This window comes from Streptomyces sp. LS-MS-L19 (assembly GCF_058382285.1).
The window spans coordinates 4,166,629-4,190,209 of sequence record NZ_JBYCLL010000001.1 but is presented as its reverse complement, the minus strand read 5'-3'; the positions used below and the strand labels follow the sequence as shown (position 1 = coordinate 4,190,209).

15 protein-coding genes, 1 tRNA gene and 1 pseudogene are annotated in these 23,581 nt (G+C 71.9%); 9 read left to right on the top strand and 8 right to left on the bottom strand.

Going from position 1 to position 23,581, the window contains the following annotated elements:
* Positions 1-66: 66 nt before the first annotated feature.
* The 3 genes from AC2XR2_RS18625 to AC2XR2_RS18615 all read right to left on the bottom strand — a co-directional run bounded on the left by AC2XR2_RS18625 (position 67) and on the right by AC2XR2_RS18615 (position 2,758).
* Entirely contained in the window at positions 67-1,047 is a 981-nt protein-coding gene (locus AC2XR2_RS18625; protein WP_123761265.1) for a ribose-phosphate diphosphokinase, read from the bottom strand.
* A gap of 75 nt (positions 1,048-1,122) precedes the next feature.
* Positions 1,123-2,571, bottom strand: a complete 1,449-nt coding sequence (gene glmU, locus AC2XR2_RS18620; protein ID WP_491515703.1) for a bifunctional UDP-N-acetylglucosamine diphosphorylase/glucosamine-1-phosphate N-acetyltransferase GlmU — start codon at positions 2,569-2,571, stop codon at positions 1,123-1,125.
* Positions 2,572-2,683: 112 nt separating this feature from the next.
* Positions 2,684-2,758: transfer RNA gene (locus AC2XR2_RS18615), tRNA-Gln, on the bottom strand.
* A 249-nt stretch (positions 2,759-3,007) separates the two neighbouring features.
* Between AC2XR2_RS18615 and AC2XR2_RS18610 the strand changes: the two genes are divergently transcribed.
* The gene (locus AC2XR2_RS18610; RefSeq protein ID WP_330266419.1) at positions 3,008-4,315 is read left to right on the top strand and encodes a sensor histidine kinase; all 1,308 of its coding nucleotides are present in this window, start codon (positions 3,008-3,010) and stop codon (positions 4,313-4,315) included.
* 13 nt (positions 4,316-4,328) lie between these two features.
* Here AC2XR2_RS18610 and AC2XR2_RS18605 read toward each other — a convergent pair whose 3' ends face one another.
* Both AC2XR2_RS18605 and AC2XR2_RS18600 read right to left on the bottom strand, forming a co-directional pair.
* On the bottom strand, positions 4,329-4,823 hold the full coding sequence (locus AC2XR2_RS18605; protein WP_381303888.1) for an SUKH-3 domain-containing protein: 495 nt from the start codon (positions 4,821-4,823) through the stop codon (positions 4,329-4,331).
* Positions 4,824-5,019: 196 nt separating this feature from the next.
* Positions 5,020-5,592, bottom strand: a complete 573-nt coding sequence (locus AC2XR2_RS18600) for a YwqJ-related putative deaminase (protein ID WP_330266421.1) — start codon at positions 5,590-5,592, stop codon at positions 5,020-5,022.
* 325 nt (positions 5,593-5,917) lie between these two features.
* On the opposite strand from AC2XR2_RS18600, the gene AC2XR2_RS18595 reads away from it, so the two are divergent.
* The 4 genes and pseudogenes from AC2XR2_RS18595 (at position 5,918) to AC2XR2_RS18580 (ending at position 11,331) form a co-directional block, all read left to right on the top strand.
* Positions 5,918-6,913 (top strand): SMI1/KNR4 family protein, encoded by a 996-nt coding sequence (locus AC2XR2_RS18595; protein WP_330266422.1) that lies wholly within the window; start codon positions 5,918-5,920, stop codon positions 6,911-6,913.
* A 9-nt stretch (positions 6,914-6,922) separates the two neighbouring features.
* A pseudogene (locus AC2XR2_RS18590) lies at positions 6,923-7,120 on the top strand (SUKH-4 family immunity protein); the annotation flags it as partial.
* Positions 7,121-7,762: 642 nt separating this feature from the next.
* Entirely contained in the window at positions 7,763-10,237 is a 2,475-nt protein-coding gene (locus AC2XR2_RS18585) for an SUKH-4 family immunity protein (protein WP_491518464.1), read from the top strand.
* Positions 10,238-10,443: 206 nt separating this feature from the next.
* Complete coding sequence (locus tag AC2XR2_RS18580; protein ID WP_491515702.1) at positions 10,444-11,331, top strand: cellulose-binding protein; 888 nt, start codon at positions 10,444-10,446, stop codon at positions 11,329-11,331.
* A gap of 140 nt (positions 11,332-11,471) precedes the next feature.
* Here AC2XR2_RS18580 and AC2XR2_RS18575 read toward each other — a convergent pair whose 3' ends face one another.
* Together AC2XR2_RS18575 and AC2XR2_RS18570 are read right to left on the bottom strand one after the other, a co-directional pair.
* Positions 11,472-13,082 (bottom strand): sodium/solute symporter, encoded by a 1,611-nt coding sequence (locus AC2XR2_RS18575; RefSeq protein ID WP_491515701.1) that lies wholly within the window; start codon positions 13,080-13,082, stop codon positions 11,472-11,474.
* A complete protein-coding gene (locus tag AC2XR2_RS18570; protein ID WP_381303879.1) occupies positions 13,079-13,486 on the bottom strand; it encodes a DUF485 domain-containing protein in 408 nt (135 codons plus the stop codon). The genes AC2XR2_RS18575 and AC2XR2_RS18570 overlap by 4 nt, the downstream gene beginning before the upstream one ends.
* Positions 13,487-13,764: 278 nt before the next feature.
* Here AC2XR2_RS18570 and AC2XR2_RS18565 point away from each other — a divergent pair, with 278 nt between their 5' ends.
* On the top strand, positions 13,765-14,196 hold the full coding sequence (locus AC2XR2_RS18565) for a DUF3592 domain-containing protein (protein WP_381303877.1): 432 nt from the start codon (positions 13,765-13,767) through the stop codon (positions 14,194-14,196).
* Positions 14,197-14,270: 74 nt separating this feature from the next.
* Here the strand turns inward: AC2XR2_RS18565 and AC2XR2_RS18560 are convergent, their stop codons facing one another.
* Positions 14,271-15,800 (bottom strand): MFS transporter, encoded by a 1,530-nt coding sequence (locus AC2XR2_RS18560; RefSeq protein WP_491515700.1) that lies wholly within the window; start codon positions 15,798-15,800, stop codon positions 14,271-14,273.
* A 416-nt stretch (positions 15,801-16,216) separates the two neighbouring features.
* On the opposite strand from AC2XR2_RS18560, the gene AC2XR2_RS18555 reads away from it, so the two are divergent.
* From AC2XR2_RS18555 to mfd, 3 genes are all read left to right on the top strand, one after another.
* A complete protein-coding gene (locus AC2XR2_RS18555) occupies positions 16,217-17,005 on the top strand; it encodes an ABC transporter ATP-binding protein (RefSeq protein ID WP_330266428.1) in 789 nt (262 codons plus the stop codon).
* Positions 17,002-19,581 (top strand): ABC transporter permease, encoded by a 2,580-nt coding sequence (locus AC2XR2_RS18550; protein ID WP_491515699.1) that lies wholly within the window; start codon positions 17,002-17,004, stop codon positions 19,579-19,581. Before AC2XR2_RS18555 ends, AC2XR2_RS18550 begins: the two co-directional genes overlap by 4 nt.
* A gap of 416 nt (positions 19,582-19,997) precedes the next feature.
* The gene (gene mfd, locus AC2XR2_RS18545; RefSeq protein WP_491515698.1) at positions 19,998-23,528 is read left to right on the top strand and encodes a transcription-repair coupling factor; all 3,531 of its coding nucleotides are present in this window, start codon (positions 19,998-20,000) and stop codon (positions 23,526-23,528) included.
* Positions 23,529-23,581 lie beyond the last annotated feature (53 nt).

Here is a 23,581-nt window from a genome sequence, read left to right as displayed (position 1 = left end):
AACTGGAGCAGTCTACTCGGCAGGGGAGGCCGCAGAAAAATCGATCATGCAGAAGCGTTTTGCGGCTTACTGCTCGTCGAAGAGGCTGGTCACCGACCCGTCCTCGAACACCTCACGCACCGCGCTCGCGATCGTCGGCGCGATCGACAGCACCTTGATCTTGTCCAGGTCCCGGGACAGCTCACCCGGCGTCGGCAGGGTGTTCGTGAACACGAACTCGCTCACCCGGGAGTTCTTCAGCCGGTCGGCGGCCGGGCCGGACAGCACACCGTGCGTGGCCGTCACGATGACGTCCTCGGCACCGTGCGCGAACAGCGCGTCCGCGGCCGCGCAGATGGTGCCACCGGTGTCGATCATGTCGTCGACCAGGACGCACACCCGGCCCTTGACCTCACCCACGACCTCGTGGACGGTCACCTGGTTCGCCACGTCCTTGTCGCGCCGCTTGTGCACGATCGCCAGCGGCGCGCCCAGCCGGTCGCACCAGCGGTCCGCGACCCGCACCCGGCCCGCGTCCGGCGAGACCACCGTCAGCTTCGCCCGGTCGATCTTCTGCCCCACGTAGTCCGCCAGCAGCGGCAGCGCGAACAGGTGGTCCACGGGACCGTCGAAGAAGCCCTGGATCTGGTCGGTGTGCAGATCGACGGTCAGGATGCGGTCGGCGCCGGCCGTCTTCATCAGGTCCGCGATCAGCCGCGCCGAGATCGGCTCACGGCCGCGGTGCTTCTTGTCCTGGCGGGCGTAACCGTAGAACGGCACGATCACCGTGATCGAGCGGGCCGACGCGCGCTTCAGGGCGTCGATCATGATGAGCTGCTCCATGATCCACTGGTTGATCGGAGCCGTGTGGCTCTGGATCACGAAGCAGTCCGCACCACGGGCCGACTCCTGGTAGCGGACGTAGATCTCGCCGTTCGCGAAGTCGAAGGCCTTCGTCGGGACGACCCCGACACCCAGCTGCTGGGCGACCTCCTCGGCAAGCTCGGGGTGGGCGCGGCCGGAGAAGAACATCATCTTCTTCTCGCCGGTCGTCTTGATCCCGGTCACAGCTGTCTCCTCAGAGGTGTCTCAGCGGGGTGTGCACTTATCACGGTACGACGACTTCGGCGCACCTGTTTCCGGTCAGCTCTCGCGCTCACGCTGGCCAGAGGCCGCTTCCGCGGCCCTCGCCGCCGCGCTCCCCGGACGCTTCCGGGCCACCCAACCCTCGATATTCCGCTGCTGGCCACGGGCCACGGCCAGCGAACCGGGCGGCACGTCCTTCGTGATCACCGACCCCGCCGCGGTGTACGCGCCGTCCCCGACCGTGACAGGAGCCACAAACATGTTGTCCGAACCCGTGCGGCAGTGCGACCCGACCGTGGTGTGGTGCTTGTCCTGTCCGTCGTAGTTCACGAACACGCTCGCGGCACCGATGTTGGAGTACTCACCGATCGTCGCGTCACCGACATAGGACAGGTGCGGCACCTTCGTCCCCTCGCCGATGCTCGCGTTCTTCGTCTCCACGAAGGTGCCGATCTTGCCCTTCGCGCCCAGCCGGGTACCGGGACGGAGCGAGGCGTACGGCCCGACGATCGCGCCCGCCCCGATGTGGGCGCCGTCGGACACCGTGTTGTCCACCCGGGCCCCGGCCTCGACGACGGTGTCCTTGAGCCGGCTGTTGGGGCCCACCTCGGCGCCCTCGCCGATGTGGGTGGAGCCGTGCAGCTGGGTGCCCGGGTGGACGACGGAGTCCTGGCCGAAGGTGACGCTCACGTCGACCCAGGTGGTGGCCGGGTCGATCACCGTGACACCGGAGAGCATCGCGCGCGTCAGCAGCCGGTCGTTGAGGATGCGGCGGGCCTCGGCGAGCTGCACCCGGTTGTTGATCCCGGCGATCTCACGGTGGTCGGCGGCGACGGCGGCGCCGACCCGGTGCCCGGCCTCACGCAGGATGCCGAGCACGTCCGTCAGGTACTCCTCGCCCTGCGAGTTGTCGGTGCGGACCTTGCCGAGCGCGTCGGCGAGCAACTGGCCGTCGAAGGCGAACACACCGGAGTTGATCTCCCGGATGGCCCGCTGCGCCTCGGAGGCGTCCTTGTGCTCGACGATCTCGGTCACGGCACCGGAGACGGCGTCCCGCACGATCCGCCCGTACCCCGTGGCGTCCGGCACCTCGGCGCTCAGCACGGTGACCGCGTTGCCGTCCGAGGAGTGCGTGGCGGCAAGGGTGTTGAGGGTCTCACCGGTCAGCAGCGGAGTGTCCCCGCACACCACGACGACGGTCCCCTCGACGGAACCGCCCAGCTCCTCCAGGGCCATCCGGACGGCGTGCCCGGTGCCGTTCTGCTGCGCCTGCACGGCGGTTCGTACGTCGGCGTCGGTGCCGGCGAGATGTGCGGTGACCTTCTCCCGGGCGTGCCCCACGACCACCACGAGGTGCTCGGGCTCCAACTCACGGGCCGCGGCGAGCACATGGCCCACGAGACTGCGACCGCACAGCTCGTGCAGGACCTTGGGTGTGGCCGACTTCATACGGGTGCCCTCACCCGCTGCGAGAACGACGACGGCTGCCGGGCGAATGGCGCTCACGGGATGCCCTTCGGCTGTGGAGGGGGTGGGGTGACATCCGCAGGATACCGGGGCGTTTCCTGGGGGACATGAGAGCGGGCCCTGACAGTGCTGTCAGGGCCCGAACAGGCTGTGGCTCCCCCGCCAGGACTCGAACCCGGACAAATGGCACCAAAAGCCACGGTGCTGCCAATTACACCACGGGGGAATATCTCGACTGAACCGGACATTCAGTCAAGTCGCCGAGCGCGCCTCCTACTATGCCGTACCAGGCGCCTTCGATGCGACGGTACAGATCGGCGCTCGTGGAATGTGGGGTTCCGGGTTCGAACGGTGAGCGATTCGGCAGTTCGAGGGATATCGGGCGGTTTCGTGGTCGATCGGTCACTCGCTGTGGTGTAGGCCAGTCGTCGAAATGCGCCGGAAAACCTCGCACCGGCGAACGTAGTCTGGAGCCATGACCACGACGGGGGAAGACACCACCGCGGCTCAGACGGGGCCGTGGTGGTGGGCAAGGTGGCGCAGTGCGGTGCTGGACGTGGGCCTGGCGTCGGCGTCCGCGGTGGAGTGTGCGTTCGAGGGGATCCGGTTCGCGGAGGACGCCGGGATCCCGATGGCCGCGGGGATCGTGTTCGGGGTGCTGGCCGGATCGGTGCTCCTCATCCGGCGGAAGTGGCCGATCGCCGTGGTGCTGGTGAGCATCGCGATCACGCCCGCCCAGATGGGCTACCTGATGGGCATCGTCGGCCTCTACACGCTCGCCGCGTCGGAGCTGCCGCGCCGGATCATCGGATCGCTGGCGGGGATGTCCCTGGTCGGCATGCTGATCGTGATGTTCGTGCGGGTGCGGCAGGACCCGGGTCGGGCCGACCTGGACCTCGGGGACTGGTTCGTCCCGTTCGTGTCGATCACCACCGCGATCGGGATGACCGCCCCGCCCCTGCTGCTGGGGCTGTACGTCGGGGCGCGGCGGCGGCTCATGGAGAGTCTCCGTGAGCGGGCCGACGACCTCGAGCGGGAGCTCCAGCTGCTCGCCGAGCGGGCCGAGGAGCGGGCGGAGTGGGCGCGGAACGAGGAGCGGACGCGGATCGCCCGGGAGATGCACGACGTCGTCGCGCACCGGGTGAGCCTGATGGTGGTGCACGCGGCCGCGTTGCAGGCCGTGGCCCGGAAGGATCCCGAGAAGGCCGTCAAGAACGCGGTCCTGGTGGGGGACATGGGCCGCCAGGCGCTCACCGAGCTGCGGGAGATGCTCGGCGTGCTGCGCAGCGGGGACGGGTTCGGGCGCAAGGAGTCGGCGGCGGTTCCGCTCGTCGCCGTGGGCGTGGCGGCGGCAGCGGCGGCCTCGCGGGCCGTGGACGAGTCCGACGGGCCCTGCCTGGACGATCTGGAGGCGTTGATCGGGCAGTCGGCCGAGGCGGGGATGGCGGTGGACCTCTCGGTGGAGGGAGAGGTGCGGTCGTATCCCGCGCAGATCGAGCAGACGGCGTTCCGGGTGGTGCAGGAGGCGTTGACGAACGTCCACAAGCACGCGGCGGGCGCCAAGACGCACGTACGTCTCGCGCACCGGGTGTCGGAGATCGCGATGCAGGTGGAGAACGAACCGCCGCCCGAGGTGTCCTCCCTCACGTCGGCCCGGTTGCCCTCGGGGGGCAACGGCCTGGTGGGGATGAAGGAACGGGTCGCCGCGCTGGGCGGGGTGTTCGTGTCGGGGCCGACGGAGGCGGGGGGATTCCGGGTGTCGGCGGTGATTCCGGCGGCGTGAGGCCGCCGCGGGCTCAGCCGGCGGTGAGGCGGGCCGGTTCGATGCCGGCGAGGAGGCCGGCCAGGGCCTGGTCGATGTCCGGGCCGAGGTACCAGTCGCCGGTGTGGTCGAGGGCGTAGACCCGGCCCTCGGTGTCGATGGCCAGCAGCGCCTGGGTGTCGGTCTCGGCGCCGAGGGGGCAGACCTCGGTGTCCAGCGCGCGGCCCAGGTCGGCGAGGGTGCGGGCCATGTGGAGGCCGTGCAGCGGGTCGAGGTGGAGGTGGGCGGGGGCGACCTGGCGGCCGGGGCCGGTGGGGGTCAGGTGCAGTCCGCCGAACTCCGCCCAGGCCTCGACCGCGGCGGGGAACACGGCGTGCCGGTGTCCGGCCGGTGAGGTGTGCTCGCGCAGGGTGTCGGCCCAGATCTCGGCCTGCTTTATGTCCCAGCGTCCGGGCAGCCAGCCGGCGGCGCGCAGGACGGCGTCGACGGGGACGGGGAAACGGGTGCTGTTGGTGCGGTCGGGGTGCATCTGCCCTTCGCGTTCGTCGAGGTCATGGGTGGGCGCCGGGGAGCGGGGGCGCCGTTGTGCGGGTGTGTGGTGGCTGGTCGTGCAGCCCGTGGGGTGCCGGGTCCTGTGGTCGGGCGGCTCGAGGTCCGTCGTGGCTGGTCGCGCGGTTCCCCACGCCCCTGAGGAGTTGCAGTCGACCTGCGCCACGACCGGACCGTCAGCCGCCGTCCGTCGTCGGGTCGACGATGCGTACGCCGAAGTGGGCGCTCAGGGCGGTGCAGGCGCGGCAGGGGGCGGCGAAGCTGCCGTGCAGCGGGTCGCCGTCCTCCCGGATGCGGCGGGCGGTGAGCTTGGCCTGCTTGAGGGCGCGGCGGGCCTCGCCGTTGGTCATGGGTTTGCGCGCGGCGCGCTTGCTGCGGGCGGCGTCGGCGGCGGCGATGTGCCGGGATATGAGCATGGTCTCGGCGCAGCGCCCGGTGAAGCGGTCGCGCCGGTCGCTGCCGAGGGTGTCGAGGAAGTCCTGGACGAGCGGGTGCAGTTGCGGCGGCTCGTCGCCGCGGGCGGCCGTCGAGGTGAGCGTGGCGCCGCGGACGGAGAGGGCGGCGGCCACGGTGGGCAGTATGCCGTCGCGGCGGTGGTGGAGGGCGGGCGCGTGAGGTCTCTCGGCGCTGCTCCAGCCGATGCGGGGATCGCCGCCGAGACCCGTGTGCGGGTGGCCGTTCGCGCCGGCCGTGGCGCCCTCGTACGGCCCTGTGTGCGGTCCCGTCTGCGTCGTGTTCATGATCATCATCCCCTCCCGGGCATCCCCCCGGACGTCACAGACTGCCAAACGGCGTGGCTGGTGCGGAAGCTGGGGCGGCGCGACACGCCCGGGTTCGACCGCGCTGTCACGGCGGGGTGACGGCTGGTCACGGAAGCGGAGGGGCCCTGCCCGGTGCCCGGTGACCGGTGTCGTCGTACCGCATAGGCTGTTCGCACCGCGATCCAAGTGGTCGCCGCGATGCGCGCGGTTGACGCGTGGAGACGGACGAGACAGTCGATACGGTGCGTGACGGCCCGCCTTGCCAGGGGGAGCCGCCGTGCGTCGTACCAGAGCGCCGCAGGGGGCTTCAGCGATGACGACAGGTCGGCTCGGGCAGAAAGCCGCGCCGCCGAACGCGGCCTATGCCGGGCAGGTCGTGCATTTCCCGGATCCGGTCCGGGCCGCGCGTCATCCCAGAGGGGTGCGGGTGGACGAGCGCGGCTACCCCGACTTCTCGCCCTACGCGCGCGCGGCCGCCGAGATCGCCGAGCCGCCGGAGGGCTTCGGGGTCGACGAACTGCGGCTGACGGACTACGTGTCGGCGAACGCGGCGCTCGCGGCCACCGGTCACGACCTGTGGGACACGGTGCCGGCGGTGGCGACCCCGCACGGCTGGACCTGGCACCACGTGGTCGGCTCGCGCCGCCTCGAACTGGTCCCGGTGGAGGTCAAGGCGCTGCTGCGGCACCACGGCGGGATCGCGACGACGCGCGTCGACCAGAACAAGCGCGGCACCCGGCCGCTCCAGGAGACCCGTCCGGCGCACTTCGGGCTGCCGAAGTCGTCGGTGGCGGTGACCGAGTCGCAGGTGCTGGGGGTCGAGGAGGACCTCGGCTACCGGCTGCCGGGCGCGTACCGGTCGTTCCTGAAGGCGGCGGGCGGGTCCGCGCCGGTGGGGGCGGCGCTGGACGCGGAGTTGGGGCTGCTGGTGGACCAGCCGTTCTTCACCGTGCGGGACGAGGCGGCGGTCAACGACCTCGTCTACGTCAACAAGTGCCTGCGCGACCACCTCACCAAGGACTACCTCGGCGTCGGCTTCGTCCAGGGCGGACTGCTGGCCGTGAAGGTGAAGGGCGAGGAGATCGGTTCGGTCTGGTTCTGCGCCTACGACGACGCCCGCGACGCCGATCCCTCGCTGCCGCCGGCCGAGCGGGTACGGCGGCTGCTGCTGCCCTGCGGTGCGGACTTCGACGTGTTCCTGTCCCGACTGGCCGGTAATCCGCCGGAGTTGGAGACGGTGGCGAACCTGATGGTGGACGGCGGGTTCGCCCGTGCCGTTCCCGTGTCTTCTTCCGTGTCGGGGGAGTGAGCTTCAGCGATGGTGACGTTCGCGCAGGCGCAGGAGCGCGCGGAAGAGTGGATCAACGGGGATGTGCCGGCGTACCAGCACCGTGAGGTGCGGGTGCGGGAGTTCGACCTCGGGTTCGTGGTGTGGGCCGAGGACCGGGCGGACGGGCCGCGTTCCGACGGGGGTGCGCAGCGGCTGGTGATCGCCCGGGACAGCGGGGAGGCCACGCTGTGGCCCGCGCTGCCGGTGGGTGAGGTGATCCGGCGCTACGAGGAGGAGTACGGCCGGGACTCCGGCCCGACCGACGCGGCACCGACGCCGCCGGCTCGGGTGGACCTGAACCAGACGTCGTTCCTGCTGACTCCGCCGGAGTGGTTGCAGGACGCGGCGGACAAGTTGGGGATCGGGGGGCGGGGGGACGGCGACTCCGGGGTTGGTGCGGGGGCCGGGGCCGGGTCCGGTTCTGCCGGGGGCGCGGGGGTGGCTGCCGGGTCCGGTTCTTCGGCGGGCGCGGGGGCGGCTGCCGGGGCGCGGCCGTGGACCGGGACCGACACCAACGGGGGTGAGGACCTGTCCGTGGCGTTGCCGGACACGGTGTTCTCGTCGCCGGGGAACGAGGTCGAGGACGCGGTTCCGTCTGCGCCGGAGGTCTCGGACGCGGTGAGTGGCGGGTCCGGTGGGGCGGGGTACGGGTATCCGCAGACGGTGGGTGGGCCCGGTGCGCCTGCTTCGGGTGGGTCGGGGGTGGGTGTTTCGCCTCCTCCGTCTACTTCTGGTGCGTCTTCGTATGGGTATCCGCAGGGGGCGGGCGGGGCCGGGGCACCTGGTACGCCTGCGCCGAGCGGGGAGGCGAACGCGGGGGCCGGTGGTGTGCCTGCCGCTTCGCCCGGGGCGTCTTCGTACGGGTATCCGCAAGGAGCGGGCGGGTCCGGTGGGCCGGGTACGCCGGCGGCGAGCGGGCAGGCTTACGGCTCTCCGCAGACTCCGGGTGCGCCTCCGGCTTCGCCCGGGGCGTCCTCGTACGGGTACCCGCAGGGGGCCGGGGGTGGGGCCGGGGCGGGTCAGCCGCCGGGAGCTCCTGGTGCTCCGGCGCCCGCGCCGAGTGCGGGGGACATCGCCGATCTCGCGACCAGCAAGTTGGCGCCTCCGGGGCGTGGTGCGCAGGGCGGCGGCGCGACTCCGCCGCCTCCGCCGGGTGTGCCCGGTGCGCAGCCGGGGAGCGCGCCCCCTGCAAGCGGCGGGTACGTGCCCACCCAGTTCGTGTCGGCACCGGGCGTCGAGGCCCCCTCGGGCTCGGGCCCCGGCACGGGACCCACGCCGCCGCCTCCGCCGGGGGCACAGGGATTCCCCGGAGTTCCGGGTGGATCGCCAGCACCGGCGTTCCCGGGTGCTCCCGGTGCGCCGGGAGGGCCGGGTCCCAGTGCGCCGGGTGCGCCTGGCGGTCCGGGATCTCCTGACGCTCCGGCGGCTCCGCACGCCCCTGGTGGTCCGGGTACTGCCGGTGGTCCGGGTGCGCCGGGCGGCTCCGGGTTTCCCGCTGCTCCGAACACCTCTGGTGGTCCGGCGTTTCCGGGTGCTCCCGGTGGTCCGGGGGTTTCCGGTGGTGCGGGCGGAGCCGAGTTCCCCGCTGCTCCGAACGCCTCCGGTGGTCCGGCGTTCCCTGGTGCCCCAGGTGGCCCGGGTGCTGCCGGTGGTCCGGCGTTCCCTGGCGCCCCCGGTGGTCCGAGTGCTGCCGGTGGGCCTGGTGCCCCCGGTGGGCCGGGTGCGCCGGGCGGGTCCGAGTTCCCCGGCGCTCCGAACGCCTCCGGTAGTCCGGCGTTCCCGGGTGCTCCTGGCGCGGCCGGTGCGCCGAACGCGCCTGGTGGACCGGCGTTCCCCCATGCCCCGGCAGCACCGAACGCGGCCGGTGGCCCCGCGTTCCCCAATGCCCCAGGCACTCCCGGTGCTCCGGGCGCTCCCGAAGGACCGGGATTCCCCGGTGGAGCGGGTACCTCAAGCGCGCCCGGTGCGCCTGGCACCCCCGGTCCGCCTCCGCCTCCCGGCACTCCCGGCTCGCCTCCGCCTCCCGGCACCCCCGGTCCGCCTCCGCCTCCCGGCACCCCCGGCTCGCCCCCACCTCCCGGTGCCCCCGGCGCGCCGCACCCCTCCGGTACCCCCGCCGCACCGCAGCCCCCCGGCGCCCCCGGTGTTCCTGGCGGTGCGCGTGGGGCCGTGCATCATGCCGAGACCGTGTTGTCCACGCCGCCGCCCGGTGCCCCGGGTGCCGCCGGCGTGTCTGCGTCGCCCCCGCCTCCAGGGGCCGTAGCACCGCCCGGTGCCGTCCCCGCACCCCCCGGGCAGGCCGCGGCGTACGGTTACCCCCAGCAGTCGCAGCCCACCGTCGGTCCCGGGTATCAGGCCGTGTTGCGGTACCGCGCGCAGGACGGGTCGGAGCAGCAGGTGATCCGGCGTTCCGCGCCGGGGACGCCGCATCCGGAGTGGCAGATCTTCCACGAGCTGCGCGGTATGAACGTGCCGCCGGACCAGGTGCTGGAGCTGCACACCGAGTTGGAGTCGTGCGAGCTGCCGGGCGCGTACTGCGCGCGGATGATCCGGGAGCAGTGGCCGCAGGCCCGGATCACCAGCATCGCCCCCTACGGCACCGACCACGCCAGCCGTCAGCAGGGCATGCGGCAACTGCTGGCCCACCAGGGCGAGTTGCACCAGGTGGCGGACGGCCCCGCCCGCCCGGCACCGGTGCGGGCCCCCCTGCCGCCGGTCCAGGCCGCGCCCCCGGTCCCCCCGGAGGGCGTCGCCCAGGAACTCGCGGCGACGTTCGGTCCGGGCATGTTCCGGTTCGAGCAGATCGCGGTGGACCGTCAGGGCGTGCCGCCGGTCGTCGCGCACTCGCTCGTGGTGGCGGGACTGCCGTTGGACATGGGCCCGTTCTTCTGGGCGCAGGCCCAGCCGGGCCGCCCGGTGCCGACGCTGGCGGAACTCGCCGCCGAGCGCGGGGTGCGGCCGGCCTCCGACGCGGGGTCGTACCTCGTCATGGGCAGCGACTTCGGCAAGGCGGTCTGTGTGCAGTACGGGACGGCGAACATCGTCGCCGTACCCGTGGAGGCGGGCCCGGGCGGCGCGCCCGTGCCGCCGCAGTTCGTGAACACCGGTCTGCCGGAGTTCCAGCGCTGTCTGGCGCTGCTCGGCCGGATGTGGCGGCTGCGCTTCGGCCTGAACCAGGAGCAGGCCGGCCGCTGGACCGTCGACTTCCAGGCCCAGCTGGCCTCGCTCGATCCGGCGGCGCTGAGTTCGCCGGAGAGCTGGTGGTCGGTGCTGCTGGAGGAGATGTGGGACGGGCTGCTGTGAGGCCGCGCAGCCGCTGATCCACGCGCGCGTGCAGAGGGCCGGACCGGGTCGTATGACCGGGTCCGGCCCTCTCGCGTGGGCGCGCCGACCGCCGTGACCTGTCCGCGGAGTGTCGCGTTATGAACATTTCCGTCCGATACATCAAGATGTGCGCGAAATCATCATTTTGTGTGCGTTCGGGTTGTTTCGGCGGAGAGGGTTCCAGGATGAGCAGCGCACCGGTGTCGCCCCAGGGGTTCATGGCCGTACGGGGGCGCGGCTACCGCCCCGAACAGGTCGACGCGTTCGCCGCCGCCCTGTCCCGCGACCGCGACGCCGCGTGGGAACGCGCCGCCCGGCTCACCGTGCTCGCCAAGGACATGGCGGCGGAGGCGGTCCGGCTGCGGGAGGTCGTGGCGGAGCTGGCCCCGCAGACGTACGAGGCGCTCGGCGAGGGCGCGCGCCGGCTCTTCGAGCTGGGGCAGGAGGAGGCCGGGGCCGTCAGGGAGCGCGCCCGGCAGGAGGCGCGGCGGCTCGTGGACGAGGCGCGGGCGCACGCGGACGCCGTACGGGATGCCGCGCAGGCGCACGCCGACTCCGTGCGCTCCGAGGCCGAGGAACGCGCCCGCCACCGGCTGCTCGCCGCCCGCGCGGAAGCCGACGAGATCCGGGTCGCCGCCCGGCGCGAGGTGAAGGAGGGGCGCGGGGAGGCGCTTGCCGCGTTGCGCGAGGTACGGCAGCGCACCATCGGGATGCTCGCCGAACAGGCCAAGGAGCACGCGGAACGGTGGGCCGAGGTGGAGCGCGCCGAGGAGCGGCGGGCGGCCGGAGGGGACGCGCGGGACGCCGAACGGGTGGCGCGGGCGGAGGAGTCGCTGTCGGAGGCGAAACGGGAGTTCGCGGCGGCGGAGGAGGCGGTGCGGCAGAGCGAGGAGGAGGCACACGCGCGTGCGGCCGAGATCCTCGCGCAGGCGCGCGCCGAGGAGGAGCGCATCGCCGGGGAGACGGAACGGGTCCTCCGCGAGCACGCGGCGCGCTGGGACGACGTACAGGCACAGATGGACCAGGTGCGCAGCAGCCTGACGGCGCTGACGGGGAGGGCGGCGATGGAGTGACGGGTGCCTCGGGCCGTCGTACGGCTGCGGGTGAGTGGGGGCGGCTGGTCGCGCAGTTCCCCGCGCCCCTGAAGGAGTTTCGCCGAACCCACTCCAGGGGCGCGAGGAACCACCGGACCGCCGCAGTCGTCGACGGCCTCCTAAGACCCCTTCCGTACCGCCCCCGCCAGGATCCACCCCTCCACCGCCTCGTACTGGCCCCGCTGTTCCTCCGCCTTCCGGCGCCCGGAGACGACCGTCCCCAGCCAGCCGAGGGCGAAGCCCGCCGGGATCGAGATGAGCCCGGTCGTCGTGAACGGGAGCCAGTTGAAGTCGGCTTCGGGGAACGCGGACACGGGGGAGCCGGAGACGAGGTTGGTGCCCGGCATCAGCGCGAGGACCGTGGCCGTGCCGCCGAGCAGCGTGCACAGCAGCCCGGTCCGGGTGTAGCGGCGCCAGAAGAGGCTGAACACCAGGGCGGGCGCGAGGGCGGACGCGCCGACGCAGAAGGACAGGATCACCAGCGGCTGGAGGCTGCGGTGCTGGATCAGCGTCGCGAGGAGGATCGTGGGGACGCCGACCGCCAGCGCCGAGACGCGGGCCACCAGGATCTCCCGGCGCGGTGACATCGACCGCGCCCGCGTCGCGAACACGTCGTGCGCGAGGGAGTTCGCGCAGGCGAGGATCATGCCGGCGACGGAGGCCAGCAGGGTGAGGAAGAGCGCCGTGGTGACCGCGGTGAAGAGAAACGTCTCTCCGGTGGACACCTCCGGGCCGAACGCCGCCCGCGATCCCAGCAGGTACGCCGTGTTGCCCTGCGGGTCCGCCTCCGCGATCACCGTCCGCCCGATCATCGCCGTCGCGCCGACCCCGACGACCGTGATGACCAGGACGAACACGGCCACCGACGAGACCGCCCAGGACATCGAACGCCGTACCTGACGCGCGCTGTTGGCGGTGTACATGCGCATGGTGACGTGCGGCAGACACGCCCCGCCGATGACGACCGCCAGCTGCGAGGTGATCATGTCGAGGCGCGGGTACGGGCCGCCCGCGAACTCCAGCCCCGAGTTGAGGAAGTCCTGCCCGACCCCGCTCTGCCGGGCCGCCGTGTCGAACAGTGCCCCCGGGTCCCAGGAGAAGCGGTTCATGACAAGGGCAGCGACCACGGCCCCCGACCCGAGCAGCATGACCATCTTCAGGATCTGGATGAGGGCGGTGCCCTTCATGCCGCCGATGGCCGCGTAGCTGATCATCAGCATGCCGAGCCCGATGATGAACCCGGTCTTCAGCGAGTCGCCGTCGAACCCCAGGATGAACGCCAGCAGTTGGCCGGCCCCGGCGAGCTGCACCAGCATCAGCGGCAGCAGCGCGGCGAGGGTGACCAGGCACGCGGCGATCCGTACGGGGCGTCCCGGCATCCGGCGCGCGAAGGCGTCGCCCATGGTGAACCGGCCCGCGTTGCGCAGGGGTTCGGCCAGCAGGAACATCAGCAGCATCAGCGACAGGGCGGTGCTGAGGGCGAGGACGACACCGTCGTAGCCGAAGAGCGCGATGACCCCGCCGGTCCCGAGGACGGTCGCGGCGGAGATGTAGTCGCCCGCGATGGCGAGGCCGTTGCGCACGGGGGAGAGCGAGCTGAAGCCGGTGTAGAACTCGTCGAGGTCGTCGCCGTCCGGACCGGTCATCACGCACAGCAGCAGGGTGAGGGTGGCGACGGCGGAGAACGCCACCAGGCTCATCGCCTGCGCGGAGTCGCTGAAGCCGGTCACCGGGTCGCCGCCCCTCGTCTGGCGTCCACTTCGGACTGCTTGCGGATGCGGTCGGCGAGCGGATCGACGGAGCGGCGCGCGGTGTGCTCGTACAGGGCGATCGCGAGCCAGGTGACGGGCAGTTGGAGCAGGGCGAGGAGCAGCCCGGTGGGCAGGCCGTCGGTGAGGCCGCTCGCCATGAAGGACGGGGCGTACGCCGACAGCACCAGGAAGAGAGTGAAGTAGCCGAGGGCGGTGAAGGTGGCGGTGCGCCGCTGTCGGCGGTAGGCGCCGCGCAGGATCCGCAGGTCGCTGTGGTGGCCGATCGGGGAGCGGTGGCGGGTGGGCCGTGGGGCGGGTTCGGGTGGCGGTTCGGGGGGTTGCCAGGGGTAGGTGGGATACGGCTGGGAGCGGTCGAAGGACATCCCGGGGCTCCTTGCGTGGCTCGGGTCCGGTGCGGTGGACCGCAGGGAGTTGGGGGGTGGACGGGGGAGCGGAGCCCCGCACGTTACCGGCCGGTTCGAAGTTGTACAGCCCTTTCGGCAAACTGATTGGTCGGTATGCGCTTACTTCTCTGACCTGCGGTGTTACCCGCGTTAACTCGGACTTTTGGCTGCTTCGGAGCGTGTGCGGGCGCCTACTTCTCGTGCGCGGACGGCAACTCCGTCGACCACTCCGGACGCCTCGCCCTACACTCCGCCGCATGGGGGTCGAACAGATTGCCGAGCCGGTGATCGGTGTGGGCGTGAGTCTTCTGATGGGGCTGTTCGGAATGCGCGAGGCTGCCGACGCCTGCCGCAAGTTCCGGCTTCGGAGCCGGGGACGGTGGATCGAGGCGCGGCTGTTGCGGGTGCGTGAGGACGACGACGGCGAGGGCGGGGCGCGCTTCTACCCCGTCGTGTCCTTCACTCCGCCCGGCGGGGTCGAGGTGGTCGCCGAGTCCCCCCACTACAAGACGTATCCGCCCGGTTCAGGATCCTTCCCGGACGACAGAATCGACGTGCTCTACGACCCCCGCAAGCCCGAACGGATCGAGGTCCGCGGCTTCCGCGGTGACGGTCCCTACAAGACGGCGCTCTCCGCGGTCCTGCTGTTCGGCGTGGTCGTGTTCGTGCTCGGCGAGACCGTCTTCTGACCCGCGAGCGCCCGCCCGCGCGCGTGGCCGCGTGCGTCGGCCCCTCCGGAGGCCTGCTCCGGTCCCTCCGGCGGTCACTGCTCCTTGAGGACCGGGAAGCGGCGCGGGGCCAGGAACAGCAGTACCGCGAACGCCAGGGCCGCCGCGCACCCCGCGCCCGCGTACACCGCGTGCACCGCGTCCGCGATGGCCGCGCGGGTCGCCTCCGGGGCCGGGCCGGCGTCCAGCGCGCGCGTGACGGAGTCCAGGTCGCTCGCGCCGCCGAGGCGGGCCGCAAGGACGCCGTTGGCCACCGCGCCGAACAGCGCCGCGCCCACCGTCTGGCCGGTCTGGCGGCAGAACAGGACGGACGCGGTCGTCGTGCCGCGTTCCGCCCAGCCGACCGTCGACTGGACCCCGACGAGCAGGGGGAGCTGGAACAGGCCCAGGGCGGCGCCCAGGAGCAGCATCAGCAGGGTGGGCTGCCAGGCCGCGCCCGGGTAGGGCAGGAGCGGGAACGCGAAGAGGATCAGGGCCGCCGCACCGATGCCCAGCATCGCCGTACGGCGGAAGCCGATGCGCCGGTACACGTGCTGGCTCAGCGCCGCCGACACCGGCCAGCTGAGCGTCCAGACGGACAGCACGAATCCGGCGGCGACCGGGGTGAGGCCGAGCACCGACTGGGCGTACGTCGGCAGGAAGACCGTCGGGGCCACCATGAGCAGGCCCAGCGCGCCGAGGGCCAGGTTCACCGCGGCGATGGTCCTGCGGCGCCACACCCAGCCGGGGATGATCGGCTCGGCCGCGCGGCGCTCGATCAGGACCACGACGGCCACCAGGGCGAGCCCCGCGCCGAACAGGCCCAGGGACGGCCCCGACAGCCACGCCCACGCCACCCCGCTCTGGACGAGCGCCGTCAGCAGTACGCCCCCGCACGCGAACACCGCGAGCGCGCCCGCCCAGTCGACACGCGCGCGCGTGGCGGGCTTTTCGCGGACCGGCTCACGCAGATGACGGGCGATCAGCCACAACGCCACCGCTCCTATGGGGAGGTTGACCAGGAAGATCCACCGCCAGTCCGCGTACGCCGCGAGCACACCGCCGACACCCGGGCCCGCGACCGCGGCCACCGCCCACACGGTGGACAACTTGGCCTGGATCTTCGGGCGTTCCTCGAGCGGGTAGAGGTCGGCGGCGAGCGTCTGGACCGTGCCCTGGAGCGCGCCGCCGCCGAGTCCCTGCAGGATCCGGAAAGCGATCAGCGCGCCCATGTTCCAGGCCACCGCGCACAGCAGCGAGCCGGCCAGGAACACCGCCGCGCCCACCACCAGCACCGGCTTGCGGCCGAAGGTGTCGGACAGCTTCCCGTACACCGGCAGCGTCACCGTCACGGCCAGCAGATAGCCGGAGAACAGCCACGAGAAGACCGAGAAGCCGCCCAGGTCGCCGACGATCTGCGGGACCGCCGTGGAGACGATGGTGGAGTCGAGGGCGGCGAGGGCCATCGCGAGCATCAGGGCCGCCACCACTGGCCCGCGCCGGTGCGTGGAGACGGGCCGCGCGGATTCGCCCACGGCCGGCCTGATGTCGTCCACGTCGTCCACGGCGATTCCTTCCCCCTGCATCTATCTGGCGGCGACCACTCTCCCACTTGACCCTCACGCGGCGGCAGGGTGCAGCCTCGGTGGACCAGGGGGTGGAGCCGGGGGTGGAGCCGTACCCCTAGATCGCCTCCACCCGTCGGTGGACTGCCCCTAGGGGTACCTCCCTCCTACGGCTCGGGGAGGGTTCGTACCCCCGGAGGAGGAGAAGGGCCACCCTCCGTCCTTAACCTGGCTTTACGCCGCTGGGGAGCGGTGGGGGAGGGGCCGCAGGATCGACGGGGGTGGGGTTTTCCCCCGTAGAAGAGGGTGCTGAGCACCAGCGCGCCGGACCGCCCCGCGGGACCAGACTGAACGCCGTAATCAAGCAAACGCACCGATCGCCCAGCTGATCGGCTGTTCCACCGCTGTTTCTTGCTGACCGACATAGGAGACATACCGTGACATCGGCTGTGACCATCACCAGGCACGGGGGCACTGGAGGGCGTACGGCCGTTGCCGCGCGGGCGCGGCAGGTCGTCAAGGCGTACGGGTCCGGTGAGACCCGCGTCGTCGCCCTTGACCATGTGGACGTGGACATCGCGCGCGGACAGTTCACCGCGATCATGGGCCCCTCGGGGTCCGGCAAGTCCACCCTCATGCACTGCCTCGCCGGACTCGACACCGTGACGAGCGGTCAGATCTACCTGGACGAGACCGAGATCACCGGCCTCAAGGACAAGAAGCTGACGCAGCTGCGCCGGGACCGGGTCGGGTTCATCTTCCAGGCGTTCAACCTGCTGCCGACGCTCAACGCGCTCGAGAACATCACGCTGCCCATGGACATCGCGGGCCGCAAGCCCGACAAGCAGTGGCTCGCGCGGGTCGTCGACACCGTGGGGCTCGCCCAGCGGCTCAAGCACCGGCCCACCCAGCTCTCCGGCGGCCAGCAGCAGCGCGTCGCCGTGGCCCGCGCCCTGGCCGCCCGCCCCGAGATCATCTTCGGTGACGAGCCGACCGGAAACCTCGACTCGCGCGCGGGTGCCGAGGTCCTGGGCTTCCTGCGCCGTTCCGTCGACGAGCTCGGGCAGACCATCGTGATCGTCACGCACGACCCGGTCGCCGCCTCGTACGCGGACCGCGTGCTGTACCTCGCCGACGGCCGGATCGTCGACGAGATGCACAAGCCGACCGCCGAGGCCGTCCTGGACCGCATGAAGGACTTCGACGCCCGGGGGCGCACGTCATGACCGTCATGAAGACCTCGATGCGCAACTTCTTCGCGCACAAGGGACGCATGGCCCTGTCGGCCGTCGCGGTCCTGCTGTCGGTCGCCTTCGTCTGCGGCACGCTGGTGTTCACCGACACGATGAACACCACCTTCGACAAGCTCTTCGCGGCCACCTCCTCGGACGTGACGGTGAGCGCCAAGGGCGCCTCCGACAGCGGCGAGACGACCTCCGACAACGGCAAGCCGCCGGTCATGCCGGCCTCGGTGCTGACCAAGGTGCGCGAGGCCCAGGGCGTGAAGTCGGCGGAGGGGACCGTCTTCTCGACCTCGGTGACCGTCGTGGACGCCGACAAGGACAACCTGTCGCCCTCCAGCGGCGCCCCGACCATCGTCGGCAGCTGGAACGCCAACGACGCCCGCACCATGAAGATCACTTCGGGTGCGGCGCCGAAGAACGCCGGCCAGATCATGGTCGACGCCGACACCGCCGACAAGCACCACCTCAAGCTCGGTGACGACATCGGCGTGATCAGCGCGGTCGGCACGCACCACGCCAGGATCTCCGGCATCGCCGACTTCCAGGTCACCAACCCCGGTGCCGCGATCTTCTACCTGGACACGAAGACCGCCCAGCGGACGCTGGTCGGCGAGCCGGGCGTGTACACGAACGTCAACGTCACGGCCGCCTCCGGGGTCACCGACGCCCGGCTGAAGACGAACGTGGCCGCCGAACTCGGCGGTGCCTACAAGGTGCAGACGGCCAAGGAGACCGCCGACGCCAACCAGAAGGACGTCGAGGGCTTCATGAACGTCATGAAGTACGCGATGCTCGGCTTCGCCGGGATCGCCTTCCTCGTCGGCATCTTCCTGATCATCAACACCTTCTCGATGCTGGTCGCGCAGCGCACCCGGGAGATCGGCCTCATGCGGGCCGTCGGCTCCTCCCGCGGCCAGGTCAACCGGTCGGTGCTCGCCGAGGCGCTGCTGCTGGGCGTGTTCGGCTCGGTCCTCGGGGTCGGCGCGGGCGTCGGGCTCGCGGTCGGGCTGATGAAGCTCATGGGCTCCATGGGCATGCATCTGTCGACCAGTGACCTGACGGTCGCCTGGACGACCCCGGTGGTGGGCCTGCTGCTCGGCGTGGTCGTCACCGTGCTGGCCGCCTGGCTGCCCGCCCGCCGCGCGGGCAAGGTTTCCCCGATGGCCGCCCTGCGGGACGCGGGCGCCCCGGCGGACGCCAGGGCCGGCGTCGTACGCGGTGTGCTGGGCGGGCTGCTGACCGCCGGCGGCGGCTACGCGCTCTACCTGGCCGCGTCCGCCGACAAGGCCAAGGACGGCTCCCTGTGGCTCGGCCTCGGCGTGGTGCTCTCCCTGATCGGCTTCGTCGTGATCGGCCCGCTGCTGGCCGGTGGCGTGGTGCGCGTCCTGGGCGCGATCGTGCTCAGGGTGTTCGGTCCGGTCGGCCGCATGGCCGAGCGCAACGCCCTGCGCAACCCGCGCCGTACCGGAGCCACCGGTGCCGCCCTGATGATCGGCCTCGCGCTGGTCGCCTGCCTCTCGGTGGTCGGCTCCTCCATGGTCGCCTCGGCCACCGACCAGCTCGACAAGACCGTCGGCACGGACTTCATCATCCAGTCCGACAGCGGGCAGCTGGTCACGCCGGCCGCGGTGAAGGCCGTCAAGGACACGCCCGGCCTCTCCAGGGTCACCGAGTACAAGATCACGGAGGCGGACTACACGACCCCCGACGGCAAGACGCTCAAGGACACCGACATCACGGCGGCCGACCCGACGTACGCGACCGACCTGCGCACCAAGACGGTCGCCGGGAACCTCGCCGACGCCTACAAGCCCGACTCGATGTCCGTCCACGAGAAGTTCGCCAAGGCGCACGGCATCCACCTGGGCTCGAAGATCAAGGTCGCCTTCAAGGACGGCGCGACCGCGAACCTCACGGTCCGGGCGATCACCAGCAGTGACGTCGTCATCGACGCGGGCTCCAAGTACACGTCGATCGCGACCCTCACCAAGTACGTGCCGGCCGACAAGATGCCCCTCGACCAGCTGGTCTTCGCCTCGGCGAAGGAGGGGCAGACGGATGCCGCGTACAAGTCCCTGAAGTCGGCGCTGCACGACTACCCGCAGTACACCGTGCGCGACCAGACCGACTACAAGCAGGCGCTGAAGGACCAGATCGGCCAGCTCCTGAACATGATCTACGGCCTGCTGGCCCTCGCGATCATCGTCGCGATCCTGGGTGTCGTGAACACCCTGGCGCTCTCGGTGGTCGAGCGGACCCGGGAGATCGGCCTCATGCGGGCGATCGGCCTCTCGCGGCGCCAGCTGCGGCGGATGATCCGCATGGAGTCGGTGGTCATCGCCCTCTTCGGCGCACTGCTCGGCCTCGGCCTGGGCATGGGCTGGGGCGCCACCGCCCAGAAGCTCCTCGCCCTGGAGGGCCTGAAGGTCCTGGAGATCCCCTGGCCGACGATCATCGCGGTCTTCGTCGGCTCGGCCTTCGTGGGCCTGTTCGCCGCCCTGATCCCGGCGTTCCGGGCGGGCCGGATGAACGTGCTGAACGCGATCGCGACGGAGTAGCCACTCTCAGACGGGGGAGCGGGCCCGGCGCCGAGGAGTCACGGGGGACTTCTCGGCGCCGGGTTCGTGCTTTCTCTTTTCAGCCCGTCCGGCGTTTGAGGACGCCCTTTCGGGGTCGATGGGGGTCTGGGGGCGCAGCCCCCAGGGGGCGGGGTCGAAGGGGGCGGGGTCGAAGGGGCAGCGCCCCTGGAGGACGGGACGGGCAGGGGTGGCGGGGGCGAAACACTGCTAGGCCCGCCCCCACACCGGCCCTGTGGACAACCGCCCGTGCGGAAACCCGGCGTTATCCACAGCCCCCGCGCCTGTCGGCCCCGCGTCGTACGCTGGAGACCCCCGGCCGGTCACCGCGTCGGGCCCTTCGCGTTGCCCACCACCAGCCAAGCCCCCCAGCCCCCCTCGGACGAAAGCCGCCCCGAATGAGCCTGCACGGTCTGCTCGACGCCGTCGTCAAGGACCCCGCCCTCGCGGAAGCGATCGCCGCCGCCCAGGACAGCAACCGGATGCACGTCGACCTGGTCGGCCCCCCGGCGGCCCGCCCCTTCGCGGTGGCGGCCCTCGCCCGCGAGGCGGGCCGCCCGGTGCTCGCGGTGACGGCGACGGGCCGCGAGGCGGAGGACCTGGCCGCGGCACTGCGCTCCCTGCTCCCGCCCGAGGGGATCGTGGAGTACCCGTCCTGGGAGACCCTGCCCCACGAGCGCCTCAGCCCCCGCAGCGACACCGTCGGCCGCCGCCTGGCCGTCCTGCGGCGCCTGGCCCACCCCCGCCCCGACGACCCCGAGACCGGCCCGGTCTCCGTCGTCGTCGCGCCCGTACGTTCCGTGCTCCAGCCGCAGGTCAAGGGCCTCGGCGACCTGGAGCCGGTCGCGCTGCGCACCGGCCAGACCGCTGACCTGAACACCGTCGTGGAGTCCCTCGCCGCGGCCGCCTACGCGCGCGTGGAGCTCGTCGAGAAGCGCGGCGAGTTCGCCGTCCGCGGTGGCATCCTCGATGTCTTCCCGCCCACCGAGGAACACCCCCTGCGCGTCGAGTTCTGGGGCGACGACGTCGAGGAGATCCGCTACTTCAAGGTCGCCGACCAGCGCTCCCTGGAAGTCGCCGAGCACGGCCTGTGGGCCCCGCCCTGCCGCGAACTCCTGCTCACCGACGACGTACGGGCACGCGCGCGTGCCCTCGCCGAGCAGCACCCCGAGCTGGGCGAGCTGCTGGGCAGGATCGCCGAGGGGATCGCGGTCGAGGGCATGGAGTCCCTGGCTCCGGTCCTCGTCGACGACATGGAGCTCCTGATCGACGTCCTGCCCAAGGGCGCCATGGCCGTCGTATGCGATCCGGAGCGGGTGCGCACGCGTGCGTCCGATCTCGTGGCGACCTCGCAGGAGTTCCTCCAGGCGTCCTGGGCGGCCACCGCGGGCGGCGGCGAGGCGCCCATCGACGTCGGCGCGGCCTCCCTGTGGTCCATCGCCGACGTCCGGGACCGCGCGCGCGAGCTGGACATGATGTGGTGGTCGGTGTCGCCGTTCGCGGCGGACCTGGAGCTGGAGGCGGACACCCTCAAGCTGGGCATGCACGCCCCCGAGACCTACCGCGGCGACACCGCCAAGGCGCTCGCCGACACCAAGGGCTGGCTCGCCGACGGCTGGCGCGCGGTCTTCGTGACCGAGGCCCACGGCCCCGCGGCCCGTACCGTCGAGGTGCTGGGCGGCGAGGGCATCGCGGCCCGTCTCGACGCGGAGCTCGCGTCCCTGAGCCCGTCCGTCGTGCACGTGGCGTGCGGCTCGATCGAGTACGGCTTCGTGGACCCTGCCCTGAAGCTCGCCGTGCTCACCGAGACCGACCTGACCGGCCAGAAGGCGGCCGGCAAGGACGGCGCCCGGATGCCCGCGCGGCGCCGCAAGACGATCGACCCGCTCACCCTGGAGGCGGGCGACTACATCGTCCACGAGCAGCACGGCGTCGGCCGCTACATCGAGATGGTCCAGCGGACCGTGCAGGGCGCCACGCGCGAGTACCTCGTCGTCGAGTACGCCCCCGCCAAGCGCGGCCAGCCCGGCGACCGGCTCTACATCCCCACCGACCAGCTGGAGCAGATCACCAAGTACGTCGGCGGCGAGGCGCCCACCCTGCACCGGCTCGGCGGCGCCGACTGGACGAAGACCAAGGCGCGCGCGAAGAAGGCCGTCAAGGAGATCGCCGCCGACCTGATCAAGCTGTACAGCGCGCGGATGGCCGCCCCGGGGCACACCTTCGGCCCGGACACCCCGTGGCAGCGCGAGCTGGAGGACGCCTTCCCGTACGCGGAGACGCCCGACCAGCTCACGACCATCGCCGAGGTCAAGGAGGACATGGAGAAGTCGGTCCCCATGGACCGCCTGATCTGCGGCGACGTCGGCTACGGCAAGACGGAGATCGCGGTGCGGGCCGCCTTCAAGGCCGTACAGGACGGCAAGCAGGTGGCCGTCCTCGTCCCGACGACCCTGCTGGTGCAGCAGCACTTCGGGACGTTCAGCGAGCGCTACTCCCAGTTCCCGGTCGTCGTGAAGGCGCTCAGCCGCTTCCAGACCGACACCGAGGCGAAGGCCGTCCTGGAGGGGCTGCGCGAGGGCTCGGTGGACGTCGTCATCGGCACCCACCGGCTGTTCTCCTCCGAGACCAAGTTCAAGGACCTCGGCCTGGTCATCGTCGACGAGGAGCAGCGCTTCGGCGTCGAGCACAAGGAGCAGCTGAAGAAGCTCCGCGCCAACGTCGACGTGCTGACCATGTCGGCGACACCGATCCCGAGAACCCTGGAGATGGCGGTCACGGGCATCCGCGAGATGTCGACGATCACCACGCCCCCGGAGGAGCGCCACCCGGTGCTCACCTTCGTCGGGCCGTACGAGGAGCGGCAGATCGGGGCGGCCATCCGCCGTGAACTGCTGCGCGAGGGCCAGGTCTTCTACATCCACAACCGGGTCGAGTCCATCGACCGGGCGGCCGCGCGCCTGCGCGAGATCGTCCCCGAGGCGCGGATCGCGACCGCGCACGGCCAGATGTCGGAGCAGGCCCTGGAGCAGGTCGTCGTCGACTTCTGGGAGAAGAAGTTCGACGTGCTGGTGTCGACCACGATCGTCGAGTCCGGCATCGACATCTCCAACGCGAACACGCTCATCGTCGAGCGCGGCGACAACTTCGGCCTCTCCCAACTGCACCAGCTGCGCGGCCGGGTGGGCCGTGGCCGCGAGCGCGGCTACGCCTACTTCCTGTACCCGCCGGAGAAGCCGCTGACCGAGACCGCGCACGAGCGGCTCGCGACCATCGCCCAGCACACCGAGATGGGCGCGGGCATGTACGTGGCCATGAAGGACCTGGAGATCCGCGGCGCCGGAAACCTCCTCGGCGGCGAGCAGTCCGGGCACATCGCGGGCGTCGGCTTCGACCTGTACGTCCGCATGGTCGGCGAGGCCGTCGCGGACTACCGGGCCTCCCTGGAGGGCGGGGTCGAGGAGGAGCCGCCGCTGGAGGTCAAGATCGAGCTCCCGGTCGACGCGCACGTCCCGCACGACTACGCGCCGGGCGAGCGACTGCGTCTCCAGGCCTACCGCGCGATCGCCTCGGTCAACACCGAGGAGGACATCAGGGCCGTACGCGAGGAACTCGTCGACCGCTACGGCAAGTTGCCCGAGCCGGTGGAGAACCTGCTGCTGGTGGCGGGGCTGCGGATGCTGGCACGCGCGTGTGGCGTCGGTGAGATCGTCCTCCAGGGCACCAACATCCGCTTCGCGCCGGTCGAGTTGCGCGAGTCGCAGGAACTGCGCCTCAAGCGGCTGTACCCGGGCACCGTCATCAAGCCGGCCGTGCACCAGGTGCTGGTGCCGCGCCCGAAGACGGCGAAGGTGGGCGGCAAGCCGCTGGTCGGACGGGAACTGCTGGGCTGGGTGGGGGAGTTCCTGACGTCGATCCTGGGGTCGTAAGCGCGGGTGCTGTCGCCGGTGGGGCCTGGGGCCTGCCGGTGGGCGCGGGTGCT